The 21,846-nt window shown below is 40.4% G+C and carries 20 protein-coding genes and 1 pseudogene; 18 read left to right on the forward strand and 3 right to left on the reverse strand.

Translation table 11 applies throughout. The features are described 5' to 3' along the window. The first annotated feature begins 64 nt into the window (after positions 1 to 64). The 16 genes from MTP09_RS06535 to MTP09_RS06610 all read left to right on the forward strand — a co-directional run bounded on the left by MTP09_RS06535 (position 65) and on the right by MTP09_RS06610 (position 16,692). Entirely contained in the window at positions 65 to 730 is a 666-nt protein-coding gene (locus tag MTP09_RS06535) for an OmpA family protein (protein ID WP_243551306.1), read from the forward strand. A gap of 219 nt (positions 731 to 949) precedes the next feature. After that, positions 950 to 2,332, forward strand: coding sequence for a dipeptidase (locus tag MTP09_RS06540; RefSeq protein ID WP_243551308.1), 1,383 nt, complete (start codon positions 950 to 952; stop codon positions 2,330 to 2,332). A gap of 124 nt (positions 2,333 to 2,456) precedes the next feature. Then, positions 2,457 to 3,473 (forward strand): T9SS type A sorting domain-containing protein, encoded by a 1,017-nt coding sequence (locus tag MTP09_RS06545; RefSeq protein WP_243551310.1) that lies wholly within the window; start codon positions 2,457 to 2,459, stop codon positions 3,471 to 3,473. A gap of 65 nt (positions 3,474 to 3,538) precedes the next feature. After that, a complete protein-coding gene (locus MTP09_RS06550) occupies positions 3,539 to 4,243 on the forward strand; it encodes an SDR family oxidoreductase (protein WP_243551313.1) in 705 nt (234 codons plus the stop codon). Positions 4,244 to 4,465: 222 nt separating this feature from the next. Next, the gene (locus MTP09_RS06555) at positions 4,466 to 5,212 is read left to right on the forward strand and encodes an electron transfer flavoprotein subunit beta/FixA family protein (protein WP_243551315.1); all 747 of its coding nucleotides are present in this window, start codon (positions 4,466 to 4,468) and stop codon (positions 5,210 to 5,212) included. A 197-nt stretch (positions 5,213 to 5,409) separates the two neighbouring features. Further along, on the forward strand, positions 5,410 to 6,357 hold the full coding sequence (locus MTP09_RS06560) for an electron transfer flavoprotein subunit alpha/FixB family protein (protein WP_243551317.1): 948 nt from the start codon (positions 5,410 to 5,412) through the stop codon (positions 6,355 to 6,357). 157 nt (positions 6,358 to 6,514) lie between these two features. After that, complete coding sequence (locus tag MTP09_RS06565; RefSeq protein ID WP_243551319.1) at positions 6,515 to 7,801, forward strand: sensor histidine kinase; 1,287 nt, start codon at positions 6,515 to 6,517, stop codon at positions 7,799 to 7,801. Positions 7,802 to 7,962: 161 nt separating this feature from the next. Beyond that, positions 7,963 to 8,559, forward strand: a complete 597-nt coding sequence (locus tag MTP09_RS06570; RefSeq protein WP_243551321.1) for a bifunctional nuclease family protein — start codon at positions 7,963 to 7,965, stop codon at positions 8,557 to 8,559. A gap of 14 nt (positions 8,560 to 8,573) precedes the next feature. After that, the gene (locus tag MTP09_RS06575; RefSeq protein WP_243551323.1) at positions 8,574 to 9,833 is read left to right on the forward strand and encodes a nucleoside permease; all 1,260 of its coding nucleotides are present in this window, start codon (positions 8,574 to 8,576) and stop codon (positions 9,831 to 9,833) included. 131 nt (positions 9,834 to 9,964) lie between these two features. Next, positions 9,965 to 11,146, forward strand: coding sequence for an acetyl-CoA C-acyltransferase (locus tag MTP09_RS06580; protein WP_243551325.1), 1,182 nt, complete (start codon positions 9,965 to 9,967; stop codon positions 11,144 to 11,146). A 54-nt stretch (positions 11,147 to 11,200) separates the two neighbouring features. Further along, positions 11,201 to 11,521, forward strand: a complete 321-nt coding sequence (locus MTP09_RS06585; protein WP_317618776.1) for a four helix bundle protein — start codon at positions 11,201 to 11,203, stop codon at positions 11,519 to 11,521. 110 nt (positions 11,522 to 11,631) lie between these two features. After that, positions 11,632 to 13,101, forward strand: coding sequence for an MFS transporter (locus MTP09_RS06590; protein WP_243551327.1), 1,470 nt, complete (start codon positions 11,632 to 11,634; stop codon positions 13,099 to 13,101). Between the two features lie 57 nt (positions 13,102 to 13,158). After that, entirely contained in the window at positions 13,159 to 13,308 is a 150-nt protein-coding gene (locus tag MTP09_RS06595; RefSeq protein ID WP_243551329.1) for a hypothetical protein, read from the forward strand. A 190-nt stretch (positions 13,309 to 13,498) separates the two neighbouring features. Then, the gene (locus tag MTP09_RS06600) at positions 13,499 to 14,425 is read left to right on the forward strand and encodes a mevalonate kinase family protein (protein WP_243551331.1); all 927 of its coding nucleotides are present in this window, start codon (positions 13,499 to 13,501) and stop codon (positions 14,423 to 14,425) included. 126 nt (positions 14,426 to 14,551) lie between these two features. Beyond that, the gene (locus MTP09_RS06605) at positions 14,552 to 15,433 is read left to right on the forward strand and encodes a UbiA family prenyltransferase (protein ID WP_243551609.1); all 882 of its coding nucleotides are present in this window, start codon (positions 14,552 to 14,554) and stop codon (positions 15,431 to 15,433) included. Between the two features lie 149 nt (positions 15,434 to 15,582). Beyond that, positions 15,583 to 16,692: a pseudouridine synthase gene (locus MTP09_RS06610; RefSeq protein WP_243551333.1), complete on the forward strand. Its 1,110-nt coding sequence runs from the start codon at positions 15,583 to 15,585 to the stop codon at positions 16,690 to 16,692. Positions 16,693 to 16,930: 238 nt separating this feature from the next. Here MTP09_RS06610 and rclC read toward each other — a convergent pair. Together rclC and MTP09_RS06620 are read right to left on the reverse strand one after the other, a co-directional pair. Further along, positions 16,931 to 17,506 (reverse strand): annotated as a pseudogene (rclC, locus tag MTP09_RS06615) (reactive chlorine resistance membrane protein RclC). A gap of 627 nt (positions 17,507 to 18,133) precedes the next feature. Further along, positions 18,134 to 18,958, reverse strand: a complete 825-nt coding sequence (locus MTP09_RS06620) for a helix-turn-helix domain-containing protein (RefSeq protein ID WP_243551335.1) — start codon at positions 18,956 to 18,958, stop codon at positions 18,134 to 18,136. Between the two features lie 83 nt (positions 18,959 to 19,041). Here MTP09_RS06620 and MTP09_RS06625 point away from each other — a divergent pair, with 83 nt between their 5' ends. Together MTP09_RS06625 and MTP09_RS06630 are read left to right on the forward strand one after the other, a co-directional pair. Beyond that, the gene (locus MTP09_RS06625) at positions 19,042 to 19,536 is read left to right on the forward strand and encodes an RNA polymerase sigma factor (RefSeq protein ID WP_243551337.1); all 495 of its coding nucleotides are present in this window, start codon (positions 19,042 to 19,044) and stop codon (positions 19,534 to 19,536) included. A gap of 125 nt (positions 19,537 to 19,661) precedes the next feature. Next, on the forward strand, positions 19,662 to 20,252 hold the full coding sequence (locus MTP09_RS06630; RefSeq protein WP_243551339.1) for a hypothetical protein: 591 nt from the start codon (positions 19,662 to 19,664) through the stop codon (positions 20,250 to 20,252). Positions 20,253 to 20,311: 59 nt separating this feature from the next. On the opposite strand, the gene MTP09_RS06635 is transcribed toward MTP09_RS06630, so the two are convergent. Then, a complete protein-coding gene (locus tag MTP09_RS06635; RefSeq protein WP_243551341.1) occupies positions 20,312 to 21,691 on the reverse strand; it encodes a TrpB-like pyridoxal phosphate-dependent enzyme in 1,380 nt (459 codons plus the stop codon). Positions 21,692 to 21,846: the final 155 nt, after the last annotated feature.

Below are 21,846 nucleotides of genomic sequence, written 5' to 3' on the forward strand. Positions count from 1 at the left end.
GAAAATCTTAATATTTCTTACTTTTGGGCAAACTTTTGAAATTCAAATAAAATCAAACTTAGATATGAAGAAAATTGTATTGGGAATTGCTTTGGCGAGTTTTGTAATCAGCTGCAAGAAGATTCAGGCGGGTTCCAACAAAGGCGTGCTTAGAATGGACGAGGGAACTGAAAGATACAGCGACATCGAAATCGGTTCCAACGCAAATGCACACGAAACTTCCGCAACAGGCGGTGCAGCTGCAACTGCAGGAAAATCCGATGTGGCGATCGACCTTAACGGAACCGAGTTGAAGGGTTACAAAGGCGGCTTGGAAGATTCAATGATTTCTTTCCTGAAATCCGATGGCTACAAAAACGCTGCAGACGACGCTGCTTTGAAGGACAGATGGTACGATTTCGACAAAGTGAACTTCAAGATGGGATCATCCAACCAATTGGAGGCAGGTTCTGCGGAGCAGCTTCAGAATTTGGCGGCAATCCTTAAAGCATATCCTGATGTGAAAATCAAAATCGGCGGATATACCGACAAAACCGGTGACGAAGCCGTAAACAAAAAAATCTCTCAAGACAGAGCCAACTTCATCAAAGCTGAATTAGGAAAAGCTGGCGTTGGTGCGCAAGTACTGGCAGCAGAAGGTTACGGAAGCGATTTTGCGAAAGTTCCTGCAGAAGCGTCCGATGCAGAAAGAGCGGTGGACAGAAAGATGTCTGTACGTTTTGCAAAATAAGAACCTTGTCAAGGTTTTAAACCTTGATAAGGTTATCAAATAATCTTCAAATGTCTTGCTTCGGCGGGACATTTTTTTTATTTTTGAGGAAGGTTTAATTTGTACGTGATGAACATCATTAAGAAGTTAGAGAAAAACTTCAAACCTCAAACCTCAAACCTCAAACGTCAAACTTCAAACCACCTCAAACCACCTCAAATAATCTCAAACAAACACCCAATGCAGGAAACTTTAAACTACATTCACGACAACAAACAACGTTTCGTGGATGAACTTTTTGAATTGTTAAAAATCGCCTCTATTTCCGCAGATCCCGCCTACAAAGACGAGGTTCTGAAATGTGCGGACGAAGTGGCAAAACACCTAAAAAATGCAGGAGCCGACAATGTGGAAGTTTGCCCTACAAAAGGCAATCCGATTGTGTACGGAGAAAAAATCATCGGCGAAAACTTGCCGACCGTTTTGGTTTATGGGCATTACGACGTGCAGCCACCTGATCCGCTCGATCTATGGAAAAAACCACCTTTCGAACCGTATATCGAGAAAACAGAAATCCATCCCGACGGAGCCATTTTCGCAAGAGGTTCTGCAGACGATAAAGGTCAGTTTTTCATGCATTTAAAGGCATTTGAAGCGATGATGAAAACCAATACTTTGCCGTGTAACGTGAAATTCATCATTGAAGGTGAAGAGGAAGTTGGTTCGGTAAGTTTAGGAGAATTTGTGGATGAGAACAAGCAGAAGCTGAAATGCGACTGCATCCTGATTTCGGATACAGGACTGTATTCTTCGGAACAGCCGACGGTAACAACCGGACTTCGCGGATTAAGCTATATGGAAGTAGAAGTGGAGGGACCAAGCCGCGATCTCCATTCCGGACTTTACGGAGGTGCGGTGCCGAACCCGATCCACGTGCTTTCAAGGATGATTTCGAAGTTGATCGATGAAGACGGAAGAATCACAATTGATGGTTTTTATGACAATGTTTTGCAGGTTTCTGATGATGAAAGAAAAGAAATGGGCAAACTGAAAGACGATCCAGATGCATTCAAAAAATCCATCGGTTTGAATGGAGTAGAAGGCGAAAAAGGATATACCACATTAGAAAGAACTTCGATCAGACCTACTTTAGACTGCAACGGAATTTGGGGCGGTTATACTGGTGAAGGCGCAAAAACGGTGATTCCGTCAAAAGCTTTTGCCAAAATTTCGATGCGTTTGGTTCCTTATCAAACTCCCGACGAAATCACAGAAAAATTTACTTCCTATTTTAAGAAAATCGCTCCTGAAAATGTAAAGGTAAAAGTTACCCCGCATCACGGCGGAATGCCTTATGTTTTGCCAAGCGACACCAAGGAATTCTTGGCGGCGAAAAAGGCGATGGAGTCTGCTTTCGGCAAAGAAGTTTTACCGTACAGAAGCGGAGGAAGTATTCCGATTACGGCAATGTTTGAAGAGGTTTTGGGAGCAAAATCAGTATTGATGGGATTTGGACTCGATTCTGACGCAATCCATTCACCCAATGAACATTACGGACTATTTAACTTTTACAAGGGAATTGAAAGCATCCCGCTGTTTTTTGAGAACTATGCAAAAAGTTAGAATTAAAAGCGCCACTCGGCGCTTTTTTTTGTGGTAAAACCGCTATTCGCTAAATACTAATTGAGCTTTTTTCCTTTTGTATATTCACTTTAAATAATATTTTTGTCGGCTAAATTTTATTTAAATGAAAAAACTTTTACTGATGAGTGCTTTTGCACTATCTACAGCTGTTGTTACAGCACAGGTTATTGAAGCTGACAACTATGACACTTACACTTTGGGAGATGTTGGGACAAACTTTGCATTTGGGGCTCCAGGACAAGGTGGGATGTTCCTGAATGGTGGTTCAGCGCCTGATTATCAAATTGTAAATATTGATGCAGCTCACGACAAATCGTTCCAGGTTACTACCGGTGCTGGTGCAGTAGTTGCTGACAACAGACAAGCGGTTAAACTGGGTTTCGGAGCAGCTTGGTCTGCAAGAACTGCAGGAAATGATGTGTTGAAGGCAACTTTTGAAGTGTACACTGGTTCTTCAACAGGTAATGTTTATGCAGGAACCAATGTAACCAATGCAACAGCGGGAATTGTAGGTTTGCGTTATAACTCAGCTACAAAAATGTTTGTTGGTATGGCGAATTTAACTAGCAATGCTACACAAGCGACCGGCTTTTACAATATTACCGGAATAAGTGCGGCAACCTTCCCTGCGAATACTTGGGTAACTGTCGGTTTTACCTATGATAAAGTGAACGGCGTTATTACTTATACGATTGACGGTGTAAAATCAACTTTGGCAATAAATGGTTATACCATCACAAAAAACTTGGATGGTTCACAGTTCAACGTAATCAGTCAGGTTTCAACAAGTCCTGCAAATACAGCATCGTTGGTATCAGCTATAGATAATTATAGTGTTGAAGCTGTAAATGCTGCAACTTTGGGTGTAACGGTAGTTGGACAAATTGCTGATCACAGTGCAGATGTAACGATTTATCCAAACCCTGCTACTGACATTATCAATCTGAAATCGACTTCAAAAATTATCAGTGCAAGTATTATCGACCTTTCAGGCAAAGTTGTAACTTCAAGCAAAGTAACCAATAACCAAGTTGACGTTAGAAACTTATCGAAAGGAAACTATATTCTTAAAGTGGAAACTGAAACTGGTACAGTGACCAAAAAATTCCTTAAGAAATAATTTACAGTTATTATAAAATGTGTTAAGAGCTCCCGATTTGGGAGCTTTTTTCGTAAATTTAGAGAATGGAAAAGAAAATCGCATACATCACAGGTGGAACCAAGGGAATCGGTTTCGGAATCGCACAAGTTTTATTGAGAAATGGGATTAATGTCGCCATTTCAGGAAGGAAGTTGGAAGATGCTCAAAAAGCTGCGAAACTTCTTTCAGAAAATTCTGGAGAGGTTTTAGGAATTTCATCCGACGTCAGAAATTTTGAGGACGAGAAAAATGCAGTTTCAGAAACGGTCAGGAAATTTGGCAGATTAGATTATGTCATTGCCAATGCAGGTCTTGGAATTTTCAAGCCAGTCGATGAACTTTCGGTCGAAGACTGGAACGCGATGATCGACACCAATCTCACCGGAGTTTTTCACACGATGAAAGCATCAGTGGAAGAACTCAAGAAAACGGAGGGCTACTTCATCAGCATTTCGAGTTTGGCGGGAACCAATTTTTTCGAGAAAGGTTCAGGTTACAACGCTTCGAAATTCGGTGTGGTCGGTTTTACCCAAGCCGCGATGACCGATTTAAGGAGATATGGGATCAAAGTTTCGACAATCATGCCGGGTTCGGTTTCTACTTATTTTAATGGAAATGAACCTTCAGAAAAAGATGCGTGGAAAATCCAACCGGAGGATCTCGGTGAAGTCGTAATGGATATTCTACGGATGCATCCGCGTGTTTTACCAAGCAAAATTGAAATCAGGCCTTTAAAACCAAACAGTTAAATTATGTGAGCAATAGAATTTTTCTAAAAATACTATGCATGCATAATACATTTTTTCATTATCTTAGCAAAATTACAAATCCAAACACTTTCCTATCCAGAAAGTGGCTGTACAAAGGTTTTTAAGGAAATCGGGTTTTGACGGTTTTTTGTCAAAATCAGAACTTTCAGCTTTTAGGAGGTAATTTTCGTTAAAATAAATTATTAAAAATATCAAGAACCAATGAAAATATTAGTTTGCATTAGTAGTGTTCCGGATACTACTTCCAAAATTAATTTCACGGCAGACAAATCTGCTTTCGACAAAAACGGAATCCAGTGGGTAATCAACCCGTTGGACGAATTTGCTTTAACAAAAGCGGTAAAACTTCAGGAAACTCAGGGAGCGACCGTTACGGTTGTAAACGTGGGCGACGCCGCAACAGAACCTGTGATCAGAAAAGCTTTGGCAATCGGAGCAAATGATGCAGTTCGAGTAAACGCAGAACCGAAAGACAGCTTCTCAACAGCTAAAGAAATTGCGGCAATCGCACAAAACGGCGGTTACGACCTTATTCTTTGCGGAAAAGAATCCATCGACTACAACGGAGGTTCAGTTCCCGGAATGATAGCTCAGCTTTTAGACAAACCTTTCGTGAACGCATGCGTTGGCTTAGAAGTAAACGGTGGTGAAGCAACCGCAATCCGCGAAATCGAGGGTGGAAAAGAAACCATTTCTGTAAAACTTCCGGCGGTAATCGCAGGACAGAAAGGTTTGGTTGATGAAAAAGATTTAATCATCCCAAACATGAGAGGAATTATGTCGGCACGTACAAAACCTTTGCAGGTGCAGGAAGCTACGTCATCTGAAGTAAAAGTGCAGGGAGTTTCCTACGACGCCGTTCCACCAAGAGCCGCTGTGAAAATGGTTTCTCCGGACAATCTTGACGAACTGGTAAGATTACTTCACGAAGAAGCGAAAGTAATTTAATAAGACAAAAGGAAAAAGACAAAAGGAAAAAGACAAAAGGCAAAAGGCAAAGGAATAAAGGATTAAGGAATAAAGGATTAAGGAATCCCTGAAATTTGAAATGTGAAGCATTCACGAACTCAAATAAAAAAATAAATAAAATTGTGAGTAAACCTGAAACCTGAAACGTCAAACTTTAAACTTTAAACAAAAATAAAATGGCAATATTCGTATACGCAGAAAATATTAACGGAGTGTACAAGAAAGCAGCTTTCGAAGCGGTTTCTTACGCTAAAGCAATTGCAGACCAAGCCGGCGATTCGGTTACCGCAATTTCCGTGAACCCAACCGATTCTTCAGATTTATTGTATAAATATGGAGCAACCAACGTACTCAACATCAAAGACGACGGACTGAAACATTTCAGCGCAAAAGCTTATGCACAAGCGGTGAACGAAGTCGTAAACGGAAACACCATCGTTTTCCCACACACAACCGACGCTTCCTCAGTAGCGCCGATGTTGGCAATTATGAAAAACTTTTCCCTGATCACCAATGTTTTGGAGGCACCGGAAAGTCTTTCACCATTCCAGGTGAAAAGAAGAGCATTTTCAGGAAAAGGATTCATGCACGCGAAAGCTGACGGAAACGGAGTAATCGTTACCGTATCTCAAAACGCTTTCGGAGTAAAGGAAAATCCGGTTGCAGGAACCGAGGAAGTGAAAAATCTTTGCGTTACCAATGAAGACACCAAAGTTCTTTCGCACGAACAAAGCTCAGGAAAACTCGATCTGAAGGAAGCTGAAATCGTAGTTTCCGCAGGTCGTGGAATGAAAGGACCGGAAAACTGGGGAATGATCGAGGATCTTGCCAATGTTTTGGGAGCAGCGACTGCTTGTTCGAAACCAGTTTCCGACATCGGTTGGAGACCGCATTCAGAACACGTTGGACAAACCGGAAAAGCGATTTCACCGAACCTTTACGTGGCGGTAGGAATTTCTGGAGCGATTCAGCATTTGGCGGGAGTTAACTCCTCTAAAACCATCGTGGTAGTAAACAGCGATCCGGAAGCGCCTTTCTTCAAAGCCGCTGATTACGGAGTTGTGGGGGATGCGTTCCAAATAATCCCTGCATTGACCGAGAAAATCAAAGCACTGAAAGGATAAACTTCCTATCATTCAATAGTCAAAGTCCGGCATTTTTTGTCGGACTTTTTTAATGAAAATTGTTAACCAAAAATTGACGAAATTCGAATTTAGGTTCTGAGAGTTAATTCAAAAGCAATATTTTTACCTATTATATCAATCTGGACCAATATTTCTGATGGGTGATTTTATATGGGCAATGGCGGTTTCGTTCCAGACGCTGTTTATTATTTTAAGCGGCGTGATTTATGTCTATACCCGTGAAAAAAGTTTCAAATATTACGGTCTATACAACGTTTTTTTAATCATTTATCTTCTGAGCAGGTACGATCCGGTGTATGATGCTTTCGAAGGATTCGTCGGAAATTGGCTTGCGAGAAGAAATGCAAGGATTTTTACCAATATTCTGTTTTTTTATGTGCAGGTTCTTTTCTATAATTTCTATACGATTTTTGCACTTTACTTTCTCGATTTTGACAAGCATATCAAAAAGTATTTCAAGGGGGTTGTGCAGATTCTACGTGCGCTGTTTTTCTTTTTCTTGATATTTGGTGTCTTCTGTTTTTTCATTAAAGATGAAGATTTGTACATCTCTTTTTACACCTTTCTTTATTTGCCGGTGATGCTTTCAATTTTTGTCCCAACTGTGATACGGGCGATCAAATATTCGGGAAAGCATAAAAATTATTTCTTAATCGGTGTTACGACATTTGTGGCGTTTGCGTTGGTCGCCTTTGTTGGGAGTTTTGTGCCGTCATTAAATATGGAGAATCCGATCGCTTTCTTTTTTCTTGGAATCGTGATCGAGACGCTATTTTTTAGTTTAGGTTTGGCTTACAAGGTTAAAATTCTAAATGACGACAAAAACAGGGTTTATAACGAGATCACCCGGCACAAACATCAGCAGCAGGTAAGCAAGTTGCAGGGACTTCTGGAAGGTGAGGAAGCGGAACGAAAGCGTCTCGCTCAGGAACTCCATGACGGAATTGCGGGGGATTTGACGGCGATGAGGTACCAGTTGTCTTTCATTGATATGCAAAAAGAAACTCCGGAAAATGCAGATGTGATAAAAGAACTTGCCCAAATTGTCGAGCGGTCCTCAGTTCAAATCCGTGAGATTTCACACAACCTTTCACCTTCTTCCATCACGAATTTTGGTTTAATAAAAGCAGTGGAGAATTACTGCACGAAAATCGAGAAACACTCACCTTTAAAGATTCATTTTCATGTTGAAGAGGAAAGTCCCGATATTTCAGAACGATATGAAACACACATTTACAGAATCGTTCAGGAACTGATGAACAATATCATCAAACATTCCGGTGCAACAGATGCTTTTCTTGAGATAAACTTTGAAGACCCGAACCTCACAATCAATGTCAAAGACAATGGAAAAGGTTTTTTATTTGATGAAAACACCGATGGAATCGGATTCAGCAATATCAATTCGCGGATCAAGTTTTGAACGCGTCTTTTAAAAAAGAGAAAACCGACACTGGAAGTTCATTTGTAATTAAAGTCAATACGAATTACTTCAAACAAAACTAAATTCTGATAAATGTCTGCAATCCGCAATTAAAATCCCGAGAATGAACGGAAAATAAAAATTTCATTTATATTTGTGTTATGGATTACAAAAGACTGATCATTCGCGGTATTTCCTACAGCCAAACGCAATCCGGTGCTTATGCGCTGCTTTTGGAACATGAGGAAACCAACGTGAAGTTACCTATAGTTATCGGCAATTTTGAGGCACAGTCGATCTCACTCGGTTTGGAGAAAGATATTCATCCGCCGCGACCATTGACGCACGATCTGTTCTCAAAATTTGTCAGCTCCGCAAATTTCGACCTCACTTCTGTCATCATCTACCAAATTGTGGACGGTGTTTTCTTTTCCAATATCAACTTTAAAAACAAAACTTCGGGCGAGGAACTCATTATGGATGCAAGAACTTCGGATGCCGTTGCGATGGCGGTTCGTTTTGAAGCACCTATTTACACTACGCCGCAAGTTCTGAACGAGGCGGGAATCCTTCTCGAACTCGAAGAACCATCGAAAGAAGAGGAAGTTCACGAAGCGGTAACGAACGAGGGAGACCTTTCCACACTTTCGATTGCCGAGATCAACCGACTTTTGGAGGAGGCGGTGCGCGATGAAGATTTCGATGCCGCACTCGAACTTCAGAAGGAAATCAAAAAAAGAAACAAAAAAATCGACTAAACTTTTATTGAACTATGAATCTAAAACTACGGCTTACCGTGTTATCGTTCCTGCAGTTTTTCGTGTGGGGAGCGTGGCTCATTACCATCGGTGTATATTGGTTCGGAACCAAACAGTGGGGAGGTGAGGAATTCGGGAAAGTATTTGCGACACTGGGAATCGCATCGATCATTATGCCTGCTTTGACGGGGATTATTGCAGACCGTTGGATGAATGCGGAACGACTCTACGGAATCCTGCACATCCTATACGGAATCACCTTATTTTTCATTCCGCAGATGACGACTCCCGACAGTTTCTTTTGGGTAATGCTCATTGCGATGCTGTTTTATATGCCGACAATTTCTTTGTCCAACTCCATTGCGTATTATATTCTGAAAAATAATAGTTATGATGTAGTGAAGGAATTCCCTCCGATCAGAGTGTGGGGAACCATCGGATTTATCGCCGCAATGTGGCTTACCAATCTTTCAGGGAACAAGGATTCTGGAAATCAGTTTATTATCGCGGCAGTTTTTGCCATTATTTTGGGAATTTACGCATTTACTTTGCCAAAATGTCCGCCGCAAAACCTTATTCCAAAAGATGCCTCACTTTCAGAAAAATTAGGACTGAACGCATTTTCCCTGTTTAAGGATTACAAGATGGCGCTTTTCTTTTTCTTCTCAATGTTTTTGGGAGCTGCGCTTCAGCTGACGAATATGTACGGTGACGTTTTCCTTTCCGATTTCGGGAAAATCCCTGAATATGCAGAAAGCTTCGTGGTAAAACGCTCGACGATCATTATGTCGATTTCGCAGATTTCGGAAACGCTTTTCATTCTTGCAATTCCTTTCTTTTTGAAGAGGTACGGAATCAAAAATGTGATGCTGATCTCCATGTTTGCTTGGGTTCTACGTTTCGGGCTTTTTGCTTTCGGAGTTCCTGTAGGATTCGGTTTGGGACTGATTATCCTTTCCTGTATTGTTTACGGGATGGCTTTTGATTTCTTCAATATTTCAGGTTCGCTTTTCGTGGAAACGACTACCGACTACAAAATCCGTTCTTCTGCACAAGGATTGTTTATGATGATGACCAACGGTTTTGGCGCAATCATGGGAAGTTTGGTGAGTGGTTGGCTGATCCAGAAATATTTCACGCTTCCGAACGGCGACAAGATGTGGCACGAAATCTGGCTCGTTTTTGCAGCGTATGCTTTTGTGATTGCAGTTCTGTTTGCCATCATGTTCAAACACAAACACAATCCCGAAGAACTGGGCGAGATCAAACATTAATCACCATTAAATAAAGCAAAACACACTTTTTATCGGGTGTGTTTTTTTTCGTAATTTGGCAAGGTTAAATTCAAATTTTTTTAAGGGGTAAAATCCTAATCTAAAATCTGATATCTAAAATTATAATCAATATGAAAGAAGTATTCATCGTATCCGCAGCAAGAACACCAATGGGAAGTTTTATGGGAAGTCTGTCAACAGTTCCTGCACCGAAATTGGGTTCTGCAGCGATCAAAGGCGCGTTAAGTAAAATCAACCTCGATCCGAATCTGGTTCAGGAAGTGTATATGGGAAATGTTTTGCAGGCAGGAGAAGGTCAAGCTCCCGCTCGTCAAGCTGCATTGGGAGCAGGTTTGTCTAATGAAGTTCCTGCAACGACCGTGAACAAAGTGTGCGCGTCGGGAATGAAATCGGTGATGCTGGCTGCAAACTCCATCAAAGCAGGCGACCAAGAAATCGTGGTTGCAGGGGGAATGGAAAATATGTCGCAGGTTCCGCATTACTACAACGCAAGAAACGCAACAAAACTGGGCGACGTAAAAATGCAGGACGGAATGGTTCTCGACGGATTAACCGATGTTTACAACAAAGTACACATGGGAGTGTGCGCAGAGAAATGTGCTTCCAAATACGAAATCACAAGAGAAGACCAGGACAATTTTGCCATCGAATCCTACAAACGTTCGGCAAAAGCTTGGAGCGAGGGAAAATTCAAAGATGAGGTAGTTCCCGTGGAAATCCCCCAAAGAAAAGGCGATCCAGTTATTTTTGCCGAAGACGAGGAATACAAATCCGTAAACTTCGACAGAATCGGAACTTTGCCGACGGTTTTCCAAAAAGAAAACGGAACGGTTACGGCTGCAAATGCTTCAACTTTAAACGACGGAGCTTCTGCATTAGTTTTAATGTCTAAAGAAAAAATGGAGGAACTCGGGCTGAAACCTTTAGCAAAAATCGTTTCCTACGCAGACGCGGCGCATGAACCGGAATGGTTTACCACCGCTCCTTCGAAAGCACTTCCGATCGCTCTGAAAAAGGCAGGACTGGAAGTTTCCGATATTGACTTCTTCGAGTTCAACGAAGCGTTTTCTGTAGTGGGATTGGCCAACAACAAAATCTTAGGATTGGATTCAAATAAAGTAAACGTCAACGGTGGAGCGGTTTCTCTGGGACATCCGCTCGGAAGTTCAGGTTCCAGAATCATCGTCACTTTAATCAATGTCCTCAAACAAAACAACGGAAAATACGGTGCTGCCGCAATCTGCAACGGTGGAGGCGGAGCGAGCGCGATCGTGATCGAGAACATCTCTTAAATTTGTTCCAAGTTTCAGGTTTCATGTTTCAAGTTTAATTTTAAAATTAAAGTTATGGCAACGGTTAGAAGATTTGAGGATCTAGAAATTTGGCAAAATGCAAGGAAACTTTGCAAACAAATTTTTATTCAATCTAAGAAAAGCAATTTCAACAATGATTTTCGATTTAGGAATCAAATTTTTTCATCTTCGGGTTCCGTAATGGATAATATTGCAGAGGGATTTGAGCGTGACGGAAGCAATGAGTTCAAACAGTTTATTTCCGTTGCTAAAGGATCTTGTGGAGAAACTCGGTCACAACTTTATAGAGCAATGGATTTTGAATATTTAGAAGAAGACGATGCGGAAAAATTGATTGAAGAATATCAATTGTAGAGCGGTAAAATTAAAAACTTTATTGTTTATTTGCAGAAATCTGAATTAAAAGGAAACAAATTTAAATAGGCCGCAAACCTGAAACCTGAAACTTGAAACCTGAAACTTTAATGGAAACCAACATCAAGAACAACCCGAAAATCATGAAAGCGTGGGCGCTTTATGATTGGGCGAACTCTGTTTATTCACTGGTAATTACTTCAACGATTTTTCCGATTTATTACTCGATCCTTACGACGGCGTCGGAAAAGAAGGAATATGTGCAGGAAACAGGACAGTGGATTACCGTTCCAGTGCGGCATCTGATCAAGATTTTCGGGAAGGAATATCAACCTGATGCGATTTATGGGTATTCGCTTACGATTTCGTTTTTGATCGTGGTTTTGTTGTCGCCCATACTTTCGTCGTTGGCGGATACGATTGGGAACAAGAAGTCTTTCCTGCAGTTTTTCTGTTATCTCGGTGCGACTTCGTGTATGGGTTTGGCGATGTTTACGGGAATGCAGAATGTTTTCCTCGGATTGCTGTTCAGCATTACGGCGAGTGTCGGATTTTGGGGAAGTTTGGTTTTTTACAACTCGTTCCTGCCCGATATTGCAACTCCCGATAAACAGGACGCTTTGTCGGCGAAAGGGTATGTTTACGGCTATATCGGTTCGGTGATTTTGGTGATCATCTGTTTGGTGCTGATTCAGGTTTTGGCGAAAGATGCGGAACAGGCGAAAATGTACACCCGGATTTCGTTCCTTTTGACTGGGGCGTGGTGGTTCGGTTTTTCGCAATATACGTTTAAACATTTACCGCAATTTGGGAATGTTAAGGACCAGCTGCCGAAAGATTTGGTTCTTCTGAACTACAAAAATATTTTTCAGAAGCACGAAGAGCAGGGAGGTTTCTGGGAAGTTTTGAAAGACAATATCGCGTTCTATATCGACATTACAAAACAGAGTTTCCGTGAACTGTTTAAGGTGGGAAACAAGCTTTTCCGAGACCGAAACCTAAAGTTCTTCCTCTCGAGTTTTTTCTTCTACAGTGTAGGAATGCAGACCATTTTCCTGATGGCGACGCTTTTCGGTAAGAGTGAAATCAATATGGCGCAGGAAAAACTGATAATGACACTTTTGATTATCCAGATTGTGGCGATTATTGGTGCGGTAATTTTCTCTCGTCTGTCGAGAAGGATTGGAAACAAAAATGTGATTTCCATCGCGATTATTTTGTGGATTGTCGCTTGTCTTTCAGCATATTATCTAAAGCCAGAAAATCCAAACGTTGAATATCAATTTTATGGAATCGCGGGCATCATCGGTTTGGTAATGGGCGGTTTGCAGGCAATGTCGCGCTCGACTTATTCCAAGCTTTTACCTGAAGACGGGATGGACAATACCACCTATTTCAGTTTCTACGATGTCTTGGAAAAAATTGCCATTATCTTAGGAACCTTCATTTTTGCCACGATGATTGAGAAATACCACAATATGCGTTATTCGGCACTCTCGATGTCGCTGTTTTTCTTCGTCGGATTGGTGCTGATCAGGTTTTTGAAGGTGAAGGTGATGAAAGATAAAGATGTGATTTAGAATGCAAGGAAATGTTTAAGATTGATTTTGTAGATTTGTTTAATAAACAACGAGATAATGGAAACTTTAATTATTCAATATGACATCTTAATCAAAGAAAAGTTGATGAAATTGTTGAGTACATTTTCAGTGAAAGAGCTTGAAATTATTGGAAAACACGAAAAGTCAGAACAGATTAGAAAAGAACTTCACGAAGATTATGACTAGATGGTTCGAGAAGATGCCGAGTTTTATAATCACGATGACGCAATAGAACAACTTAAGAATTGGAGGGAAGAAAAAACAAACAAAATAACTTGCACCGATTGCAACTATTTGCATCAATTGCACCAATCTGCACCAACTTCACCAAATTTTCCTTAACTTTGCAATTGGAAATCAATGGATTAATTAAACTATGACCAATCCTTTATTTTACGCAAAAATCCTGCTGTTCGGCGAGTACGGAATCATTGAAGATTCCCAAGGTTTGACGTTGCCCTACAGCTTCTATAAAGGAACTTTGAAGTTTTCCGACCTTCAGGACGAGTTCGAGAAAAACTCGAATTCTTCTCTTCAGAAATATGCTGATTATTTGAAAGAGATTAAAGTTGAAGACCAGTTCAAACTCAATATTTCCAAATTTCAGAAAGATATCCAGAAAGGACTGTTCTTCGATTCCAATATTCCGCAAGGTTATGGAGTGGGAAGTTCTGGAGCTTTGGTTGCTGCGATTTTTGAGAAGTATTCCGTAAATAAATTCAATCCCGAAAGCATTTCAAAAGATCAGCTGAAAAACCTGAAAAAAGTTTTTGGTCAAATGGAGAGCTTCTTCCACGGGAAAAGTTCGGGTATCGATCCGCTGATTTGCTATATGAATCTTCCGATCCTCATTGAAAACAAAGAGAATGTCGATAAAGTTTCCATCCCCGAAAGTCAGGAAGGAAAGGGTGCGATATTCCTCATCGATTCCGGAATGACGGGCGAAACGGGACCGATGGTTCAGATCTTCTTCGAAAAAATGAAAACCGAAGGTTTCAGAAAGACGTTGAAGGAAGAGTTCATTCGTTACAACAATGCATGTATCGATGCGTTCCTGAAAAAAGAAATGAACCCGCTTTTCAAAAATCTGAAAAACCTTTCAGTTTGGGCGTATGAACATTTCAAACCGATGATTCCGGAAAGCATTTATAAAGTGTGGAAAAAAGGAATCGATACCAACGCTTATTACCTAAAACTCTGCGGAAGCGGCGGTGGCGGTTATATTTTGGGCTTCACCAAAGATTACAGCAAGGCCGAAAAAATGCTGGAAGGTTTCAATAAAGAGGTGATTTACAGATTCTAAAAAAATACGATATTGCCAATATTTATTTCCTAAGTACAAATTTCATCATTGGCAAATTCTCTTAAAAATAGAAGCTCTCGAAAGTCCCTCTCCGTTGGAGAGGGATTTAGGGAGAGGAATAATCCAATTTTTTACAGAATTTCGCAGATCGTTGGTTTCCTTTTGGGAGCAAGGGTTTTCGTGACTTTGCTGTTGACATTCGCACTCTACGTTTCCACATTTTTTCTTTTTAACCAGGAGGAGAGCATCCGAAATTTCGTTTTCGATTTCAAGGTTCACGGGATCATTTTCTGCACCGTGCTCAGTATTTTGGCGGGCGGAATCATAAACCAGTTTTACGACAGAGAAAAAGACCAGTTGACGAAACCTTTCCGAACCCGGCTGCAAAGTTTCCTCAAACAGAAGTATTTTCTGTATGTCTATTTATTGTTGAATCTGTTTTCGCTCACCATCGCATTTCTGATTTCGCCGCGAGTTTTCGTATTCTTCTTAGTTTATCAGTTTCTAATGTGGTTTTACAGTCACAAACTGAGTAAAATCTTAATCATCAATAACTTAACTTTTGTCAGTTTAACTTTGTATCCGTTTTTCGGGATGTTGGTTTATTACCAAACGTTTTCGATGAAGGTATTTCTGATGGCGGTTTACATTTTCCTGATGCTTTTGATTATCGACATCATTAAAGATACCTTAACCAAAAACGCCGACAAAGTTTTCGGCTATTTCACGATTCCCAACACTTTTTCTGCGAAAACTACGAAATCCGTGATCGTATTTCTGCTCGTTTCCGCACAGTTCATTTCGGCGCTGATCATCGCCAGAAAGGGACTTCACGGAATTATGACGTGGTATTTTGCACTCAGTATTTTCGTGCAGATTCTATCTGTTTATCTGGTTTTAAACAAAACGAAAAACTCAAAATTCATCAACCTCAATATATTGCGGATATGGATTCTGATTGGGATTTTCGCAATGTTGGCGAATGGGGTTTATTTGAAGTATTTTTAAAGAGCCAAGGAAAAAGAGCCAAGAGCCAAGTTACTAAGCCGAAAATAAGAATTGCGATTTTCCGAATTTTCAAATTGCCAAATTCTCTCATTTTCAAATTTGCTCCATCTTCCATCCAAATAAAGTATCTTTGCAAAAATTTTCAGAAAATGAGCAGAGACCGAAACAGCAACGATAAACCGAGAAGACCGCGAATTTCTTCTTCAAGACCAGCAAGACCTTCTGCAGGAAGTTCAAGACCAGCGTCTCCGCGAACCAGAAAGTCTGAAGATTCTGAGGAAAAAAAGCCATCGAAATCGGCAAGAGAACCAAGATTGTTTTCGCCATCAGAAGCTAAATCTTTTGAAAAATCATTTGAAAGAACGACAAGAAAACCAACAGGGAAGAGAACAGGAAAATCTTTCGATACCCGCGACAAATACGAGAAAGGCGATAGAAAATTCGGTCCGAAAAAACCATTCAATAAATTTAGCGAAAAAGACGAGGATCGTGCGAAATCGTTTGTACAGCGAAGAAGGTTGAACAAAATCGACAAAGATCTGCACAAAGACACCATCCGTCTCAACAAATATATCGCCAACTCAGGAATCTGCTCAAGAAGAGAAGCCGACGAACTGATAACTCAGGGATTGGTGCAGGTGAATGGAGCAGTGGTGACGGAAATGGGTTACCAAGTTCAGAAAACCGACAGAGTAGTTTTCGATGGACAGAAGATTACGCCTGAAAAACCTGTCTATGTTTTACTAAATAAACCAAAAGGTTACATCTCGACCACCAAAGATGAGAAAGCCAGAAAAACCGTGATGGATCTGGTTGCAAACGCTTCGCCGTACCGACTTTTTCCTGTGGGAAGATTGGACCGCACAACAACGGGAGTGATTCTCTTGACCAACGACGGACATTTGACCAAAAAACTGACGCACCCTTCATTTAATATGAAGAAGATCTATCACGTAACTTTAGACAGAAAACTTGACAGAGCCGATTTAAACGCAATTGCGGAAGGAATCCGTTTGGAAGAAGGTGTTGCCGAAGTTGACAGTATTTCCTATATCGACGGAAAACCAAAAAATGAAGTCGGCATCGAAATCCACATCGGTTGGAACAGGGTAGTGCGCAGAATTTTCCAGAAACTCGGCTACGAAGTGGAAGCACTCGACAGAGTAATGTTTGCAGGATTGACCAAGAAAAATGTGAAACGCGGACACTGGAGAATCCTCACTGAGCTTGAAGTGAATAACCTGAAGATGCTTTCGTAGAAGAGCATCGAGGTACTATATATTTTCAGAATAAACCTAAATTTGATTACCACACCCCTAAAGGGAGCAAATTTAGGTTTATTTTTTTTCGCAAAAATCTTAGTTCGTCTCGACGAATCCGGTAAAAGAAAATTACAAGATACCCATAATAAAAATTTCCCGTCAGAACTGGCGGGAAATTTCCGTTAAAACACATAAAAAACTAAACTATGAATAATCTAAACTTATTGAAGTTCAACTATTTCTTTTTTGCGGAAACCAGCCGTTTTGCTGATTCCGATGCGCAAACCAAACCTGCTCCCATCATAATGACGTCCTTCAGAACAAGTCGTCCTGCTCCCGAAAGATAAGGGAAACCGAAATCGGGACCGCCCAGATTTGGAACCCAAGTTTCAGGCGTGGTGATCAGGAAACTCAGCGTCACAATCGACATTACGAAGGTGAGCAAACCGCCCCACATTCCGATTTTTGGAAACCAGATTCCGAGCAGAACCAGGATTCCCAAAACCACGATCACTGTTCCCAATCCGTAGGAAAAAGCATAGGTTCCGTTCGCTTTGTGCCACTCGATATTTTCGGGAACCACTTCGCCTTCCTTGTTTTTGTAAAGTTTGTAGTTATCGGCGTCGTCCACACTTTTATTGAGGAAGAAACTCATAAAGGGCGAGTTTGCAACAAATGGGATAATTCCGTCCGCTTCGTATTGGTATGCCTTCAATCCACCAATCCACGCCATTACGATGAAAATTCAGATCCTTACAAAATTGATAAACTGTCGCTGCGAACCAGCCAAAAAATGAGTAACCTTCTCCATATCTTTCATTAAAAAAGCTTTGTAGTCCGCAGAAATAATCCTTAAAGAAAAGCTTCGTGCAAAGCGTTGCAGTTTTTTTACTTTTTAGATTTTCTTTCAAACCGCATTGCAAAAATACTTCTGATCCAACCCAAAAAAAATGGAAAAATCTGCCCATTGCATAGACAGATTTGGATTCTTTGTTAAAATAATGAATCGTCAATTCTGACAGAATAATGACGCCCAAAAGCAATTTTTGCGCATATTTTTACAAAACAGAAATATTTCCTGCCAAATGCGGACCGCTAAAATACATGCTTAATCATCGAACTTGTTCGCAATCTTTGCTTTCTCAATTTGCAAAGTAATAATAAAATCTTTGCGTTGAATTATTGTAAAGAAATCATTCGTGCATTCGTGGTAAAAATATTCGGCACAATCACGAAATCTACGAGAATAAGAAACCGCAAAGATTTCTACTTAAATGATTCTCTATTTTATGACAGCAAAGTATTATCCGCTAAAGCGAATTGATGAAGCGAACGCTTAATCAGCGGACTAGTTCGCAAGCTTTGCTTTCTCAATTTGTAAAGTAATAATAAAATCTTTGCGTTTCAAAAATATCCTAAAAAGAATTCTAAAACAGTTTTACAAATCCGCCACAACCGAGATCCCCACATCGTCCCGAAACTGCTTCGGAGAAATTCCCGTATTTTTTTTGAAGTATTTGCTGAAGTAGTATTCGTCCTCAAAATTCATTTCTGCCGCAATTTCCTTGATGGATTTTCGGGTGAGATGAATTTTCTTCTTGGCCTCCAAAACCACCCGTTCCTGAATGATCTGCGATGGAGTTTTATGGAATTCCTTTTTGATTTTCTTGCTTAAAGTATTCGGTGAGATATGCATCAAACCAGCATAAAAAGCTGGACTTTTCTCGTTGAGAAAATGCTGTTCCACCAGATTCTGAAAGGTTTTTAACTCCTCTAAATCTTCGACTTCCTGATTGTGCTCCTTTAGAATTTGGTTCTTCGTCTTACTTGAAAGCGCGAGAATGAGCTGGAGATAGGATCTGAGCACCGCGTTCGAAAATTCTTCGGAAGGATTGGTGTTCTGTATTTTGTTAAAGATTTCGGCGATTTCGTCAAAAGTTTCATCAGCTAACCCGAAATGCGGGAAAAGATAAATGTTGTTGAACAGCAATCCGTTGCAGGCGACTTCTTTTTTATGGTATTCGATACAGTAATAATCACCGTGGAAACTGAGCATTTGAATCTCGAAATTCTTCTTTGTCGAAAAACTGATGTTCTGATAAGGTGCGGTAAAAAGGATGGTTTTTCCCTCAAAATGGTATTCCGCGAAATCGATGGTGATCTTTCCCTTTCCTTCAAAAAGGAAAATATGGTACAGCTCGTCGCTGAAATTTTCGGAGAAATCAGCCGCTCTTTTTTGGTGGATAGAGAAAAGATGTTCCATTTTGTAAAAATAATGATTTTAAGAAAACTGAAAAATCTGTAACAATTCCCCAAATTTGCTACTTACCGATTTGAACTGTTTCAATGGCTGCGCTCGAAAAGGAATTTCTGCAAAAAATAGAAAAACACAAAGGAGTGATCTTCAAAATTTCCAAAATGTATATGGACAATTTTGATGATCAGAAAGACCTTTTCCAGGAGATTATTTTTCAGGCGTGGAAAGCGTTCCCAAGTTTTGAGGGAAGAAGTGCATTTTCAACCTGGCTTTATCGGGTGGCGTTGAACACCGCAATTATTTTCCTGAAATCTGAAAAGAAAAGGAGTTTCATCCAAAATTCGGAGGTCGGTGATTTCAGGATTAAAAATGAAGATTACAATGATGAGGAGGAGCAGAAACTGAAAATAATGTACGACGCGATCCACCGGCTGAACGCAATCGACAAAGCGCTGATTTTCTACTATCTCGAAAACTACTCGGGAAAGGAAATGGCGGAACAGCTCGGAATTTCGGAAGTCAATGCAAGAGTAAAGCTGAACCGTGCGAAGGAAAAACTGAAATTATTGATTGGAAATAGTTAGCATTAAGGAGAAGCCGAATGGCTTCAATTTGAATAGCCGTGAATGAAATTCATGGAACAGAAATAAAAATTTCATGAAGATTTCAACGCAGTTTAGGGAATGTTAAATAAGAAAAATTTTGAACAATGGAAATCGATCAATTAAAAGAAATTTGGGAAAAAGATCAGGTAACGGAAACTCCTGAGATTTCGGTTGAAAACCAGGAAAAGCTCAACGATCCCCTGAAAATCGTGCAGCGCAACCTGCGTTGGGAATTTTGGAGTATGATTCCTGTTTTTCCCGTTGTCCTATATATTCTGTACCGAACCATCCAAAATCAGGAATTGTTGATGTATGCAGTTGCTTTGGTTGTGGTTGCGATGATGGTGTGCGCTTTTTATGTCGTTAAGATTTACCGTTTTTATAGGGGGATTTCCAGCCACCAGTTTTCCAGTTACCAACATTTGCTGGAGCTGGAGTATAAGATCAAATATTATCGCGACCTTTATCAGTCGTATTACGTTGCGTTTGTTCCCATCTTGTTATGCGAATATTTTTTAATAATGGCTTTCGGTAAAGGTTTTCAGCACACCGATTTTCAGCTGCATTTTTGGACACTGATAATTTCGCTTGTTTTCTGTTTGGTGTCGCTTTTCCTTATTTGGAAGCTTTGTTATCATTATTTCTACGGAATCCATTTTAAGAAAATTAGAGAGTTGATCAAGCAGATTCGATAAAAAAAACTTCCCGAAAAATCTTCGGGAAGTCCTCATTAAACCAAATTATAAAACTACGATTACGTGATTGCAACTTCTTGTGGTTGAAGATTTTTGATTTTAGAAATACTGTTTTCAATTTCTTCTTTGGTCAACTTATGTTCTTCTAAATTTCCATTTTGATAATCCGAATACGCCATCATATCCACAAAACCGTGACCGCTTAGATTAAAGAGAATTGTTTTGGTAGTTCCTTCCTTTTTTGCGAGTTCCACTTCACGCAAAACCTGTGCGATGGCGTGATTGCTTTCAGGAGCGGGAATAATTCCCTCATATTTTGCGAACAGACTTCCGGCCTCGAAACATTCAATTTGAGGAATTGCGTTGGCTTCGATAATTCCGTCTTTCAGAAGTTGCGAGCACAAAACACTTGCGCCGTGGTAACGCAAACCTCCTGCGTGAATGGAAGCGGGCTCGAAATTATGCCCCAAAGTAAACATCGGCAAAAGAGGGGTATAACCTTGAGTATCGCCAAAATCGTACATAAATTTTCCTTTTGTGAGTTTTGGACAAGAAGAAGGTTCGACCGCAACACAACGCACTTCTTTATTTCCCTGAAGTTTTTCCCTCAGAAAAGGAAACGCAATTCCTGCGAAATTTGAGCCGCCTCCTAATGGAGCCACAATTACATCGGGATAATCTTCTGCCATTTCAAACTGTTTCAAAGCTTCTTCTCCAATAATCGTTTGATGAAGCAAAACGTGATTCAGAACCGATCCTAAAGAATATTTGGTGTGTTCATCCTGCACCGCCATTTCGACCGCTTCCGAAATTGCCATTCCCAAACTTCCGCTGCTGTTGGGGTTTTCAGCTAAGAAATTCCTTCCCGCCTGAGTTCTTTCGCTGGGTGATGGAAAAACATTTGCCCCGAAAGTATTCATCATTATTTTGCGGTAAGGTTTCTGGTTAAAACTCGATTTTACCATATACACATCGCATTCGATTCCGTACTGTGCGCAAGCGAAACTCAGTGCGGTTCCCCATTGTCCAGCTCCAGTTTCAGTAGTTATTTTTCTCACCCCAGCTTTTGCATTGTAGTAAGCTTGCGGAATCGCGGTATTCGGTTTGTGCGATCCGCTCGGACTTCCGCCTTCGTATTTGTAGTAAATTTTACAGTCGGTTCCCAATGCTTTTTCCAGTTCAAATGCTCTGATTAATGGCGAAGGTCTGTAGATTTTGTACTTTTCGAGAACTTCTTCGGGAATATCGATAAACCTTTCCTCAGAAACTTCCTGCTTGATCAACTCATCTGGAAAAAGTGGTGAAAGCATATCGGGACTAATCGGTTCCTTGGTTCCTGGGTGGAGTGGTGGCAGTGGTTTGTTGGGAAGATCTGCCACGATATTATACCATTTTTTTGGCATCTGATCTTCGTCGAGAAGAAACTTTTTCTTTTTCATAATTTTTAATTTAAGATTGATTTTTTTGATTTAAAGAGACAAAAAAAGACCGCCTGAAATACAGACGGTCTTTACAGATACTTGTAATATTTTCAATAATTCAATTCATCAAATAATACAACGGGTGTGTAAATCGCCTGTAGAAAACGATTGCC

Source organism: Chryseobacterium suipulveris, assembly GCF_022811685.1.
In the GTDB taxonomy this organism is placed as follows: domain Bacteria; phylum Bacteroidota; class Bacteroidia; order Flavobacteriales; family Weeksellaceae; genus Kaistella; species Kaistella suipulveris.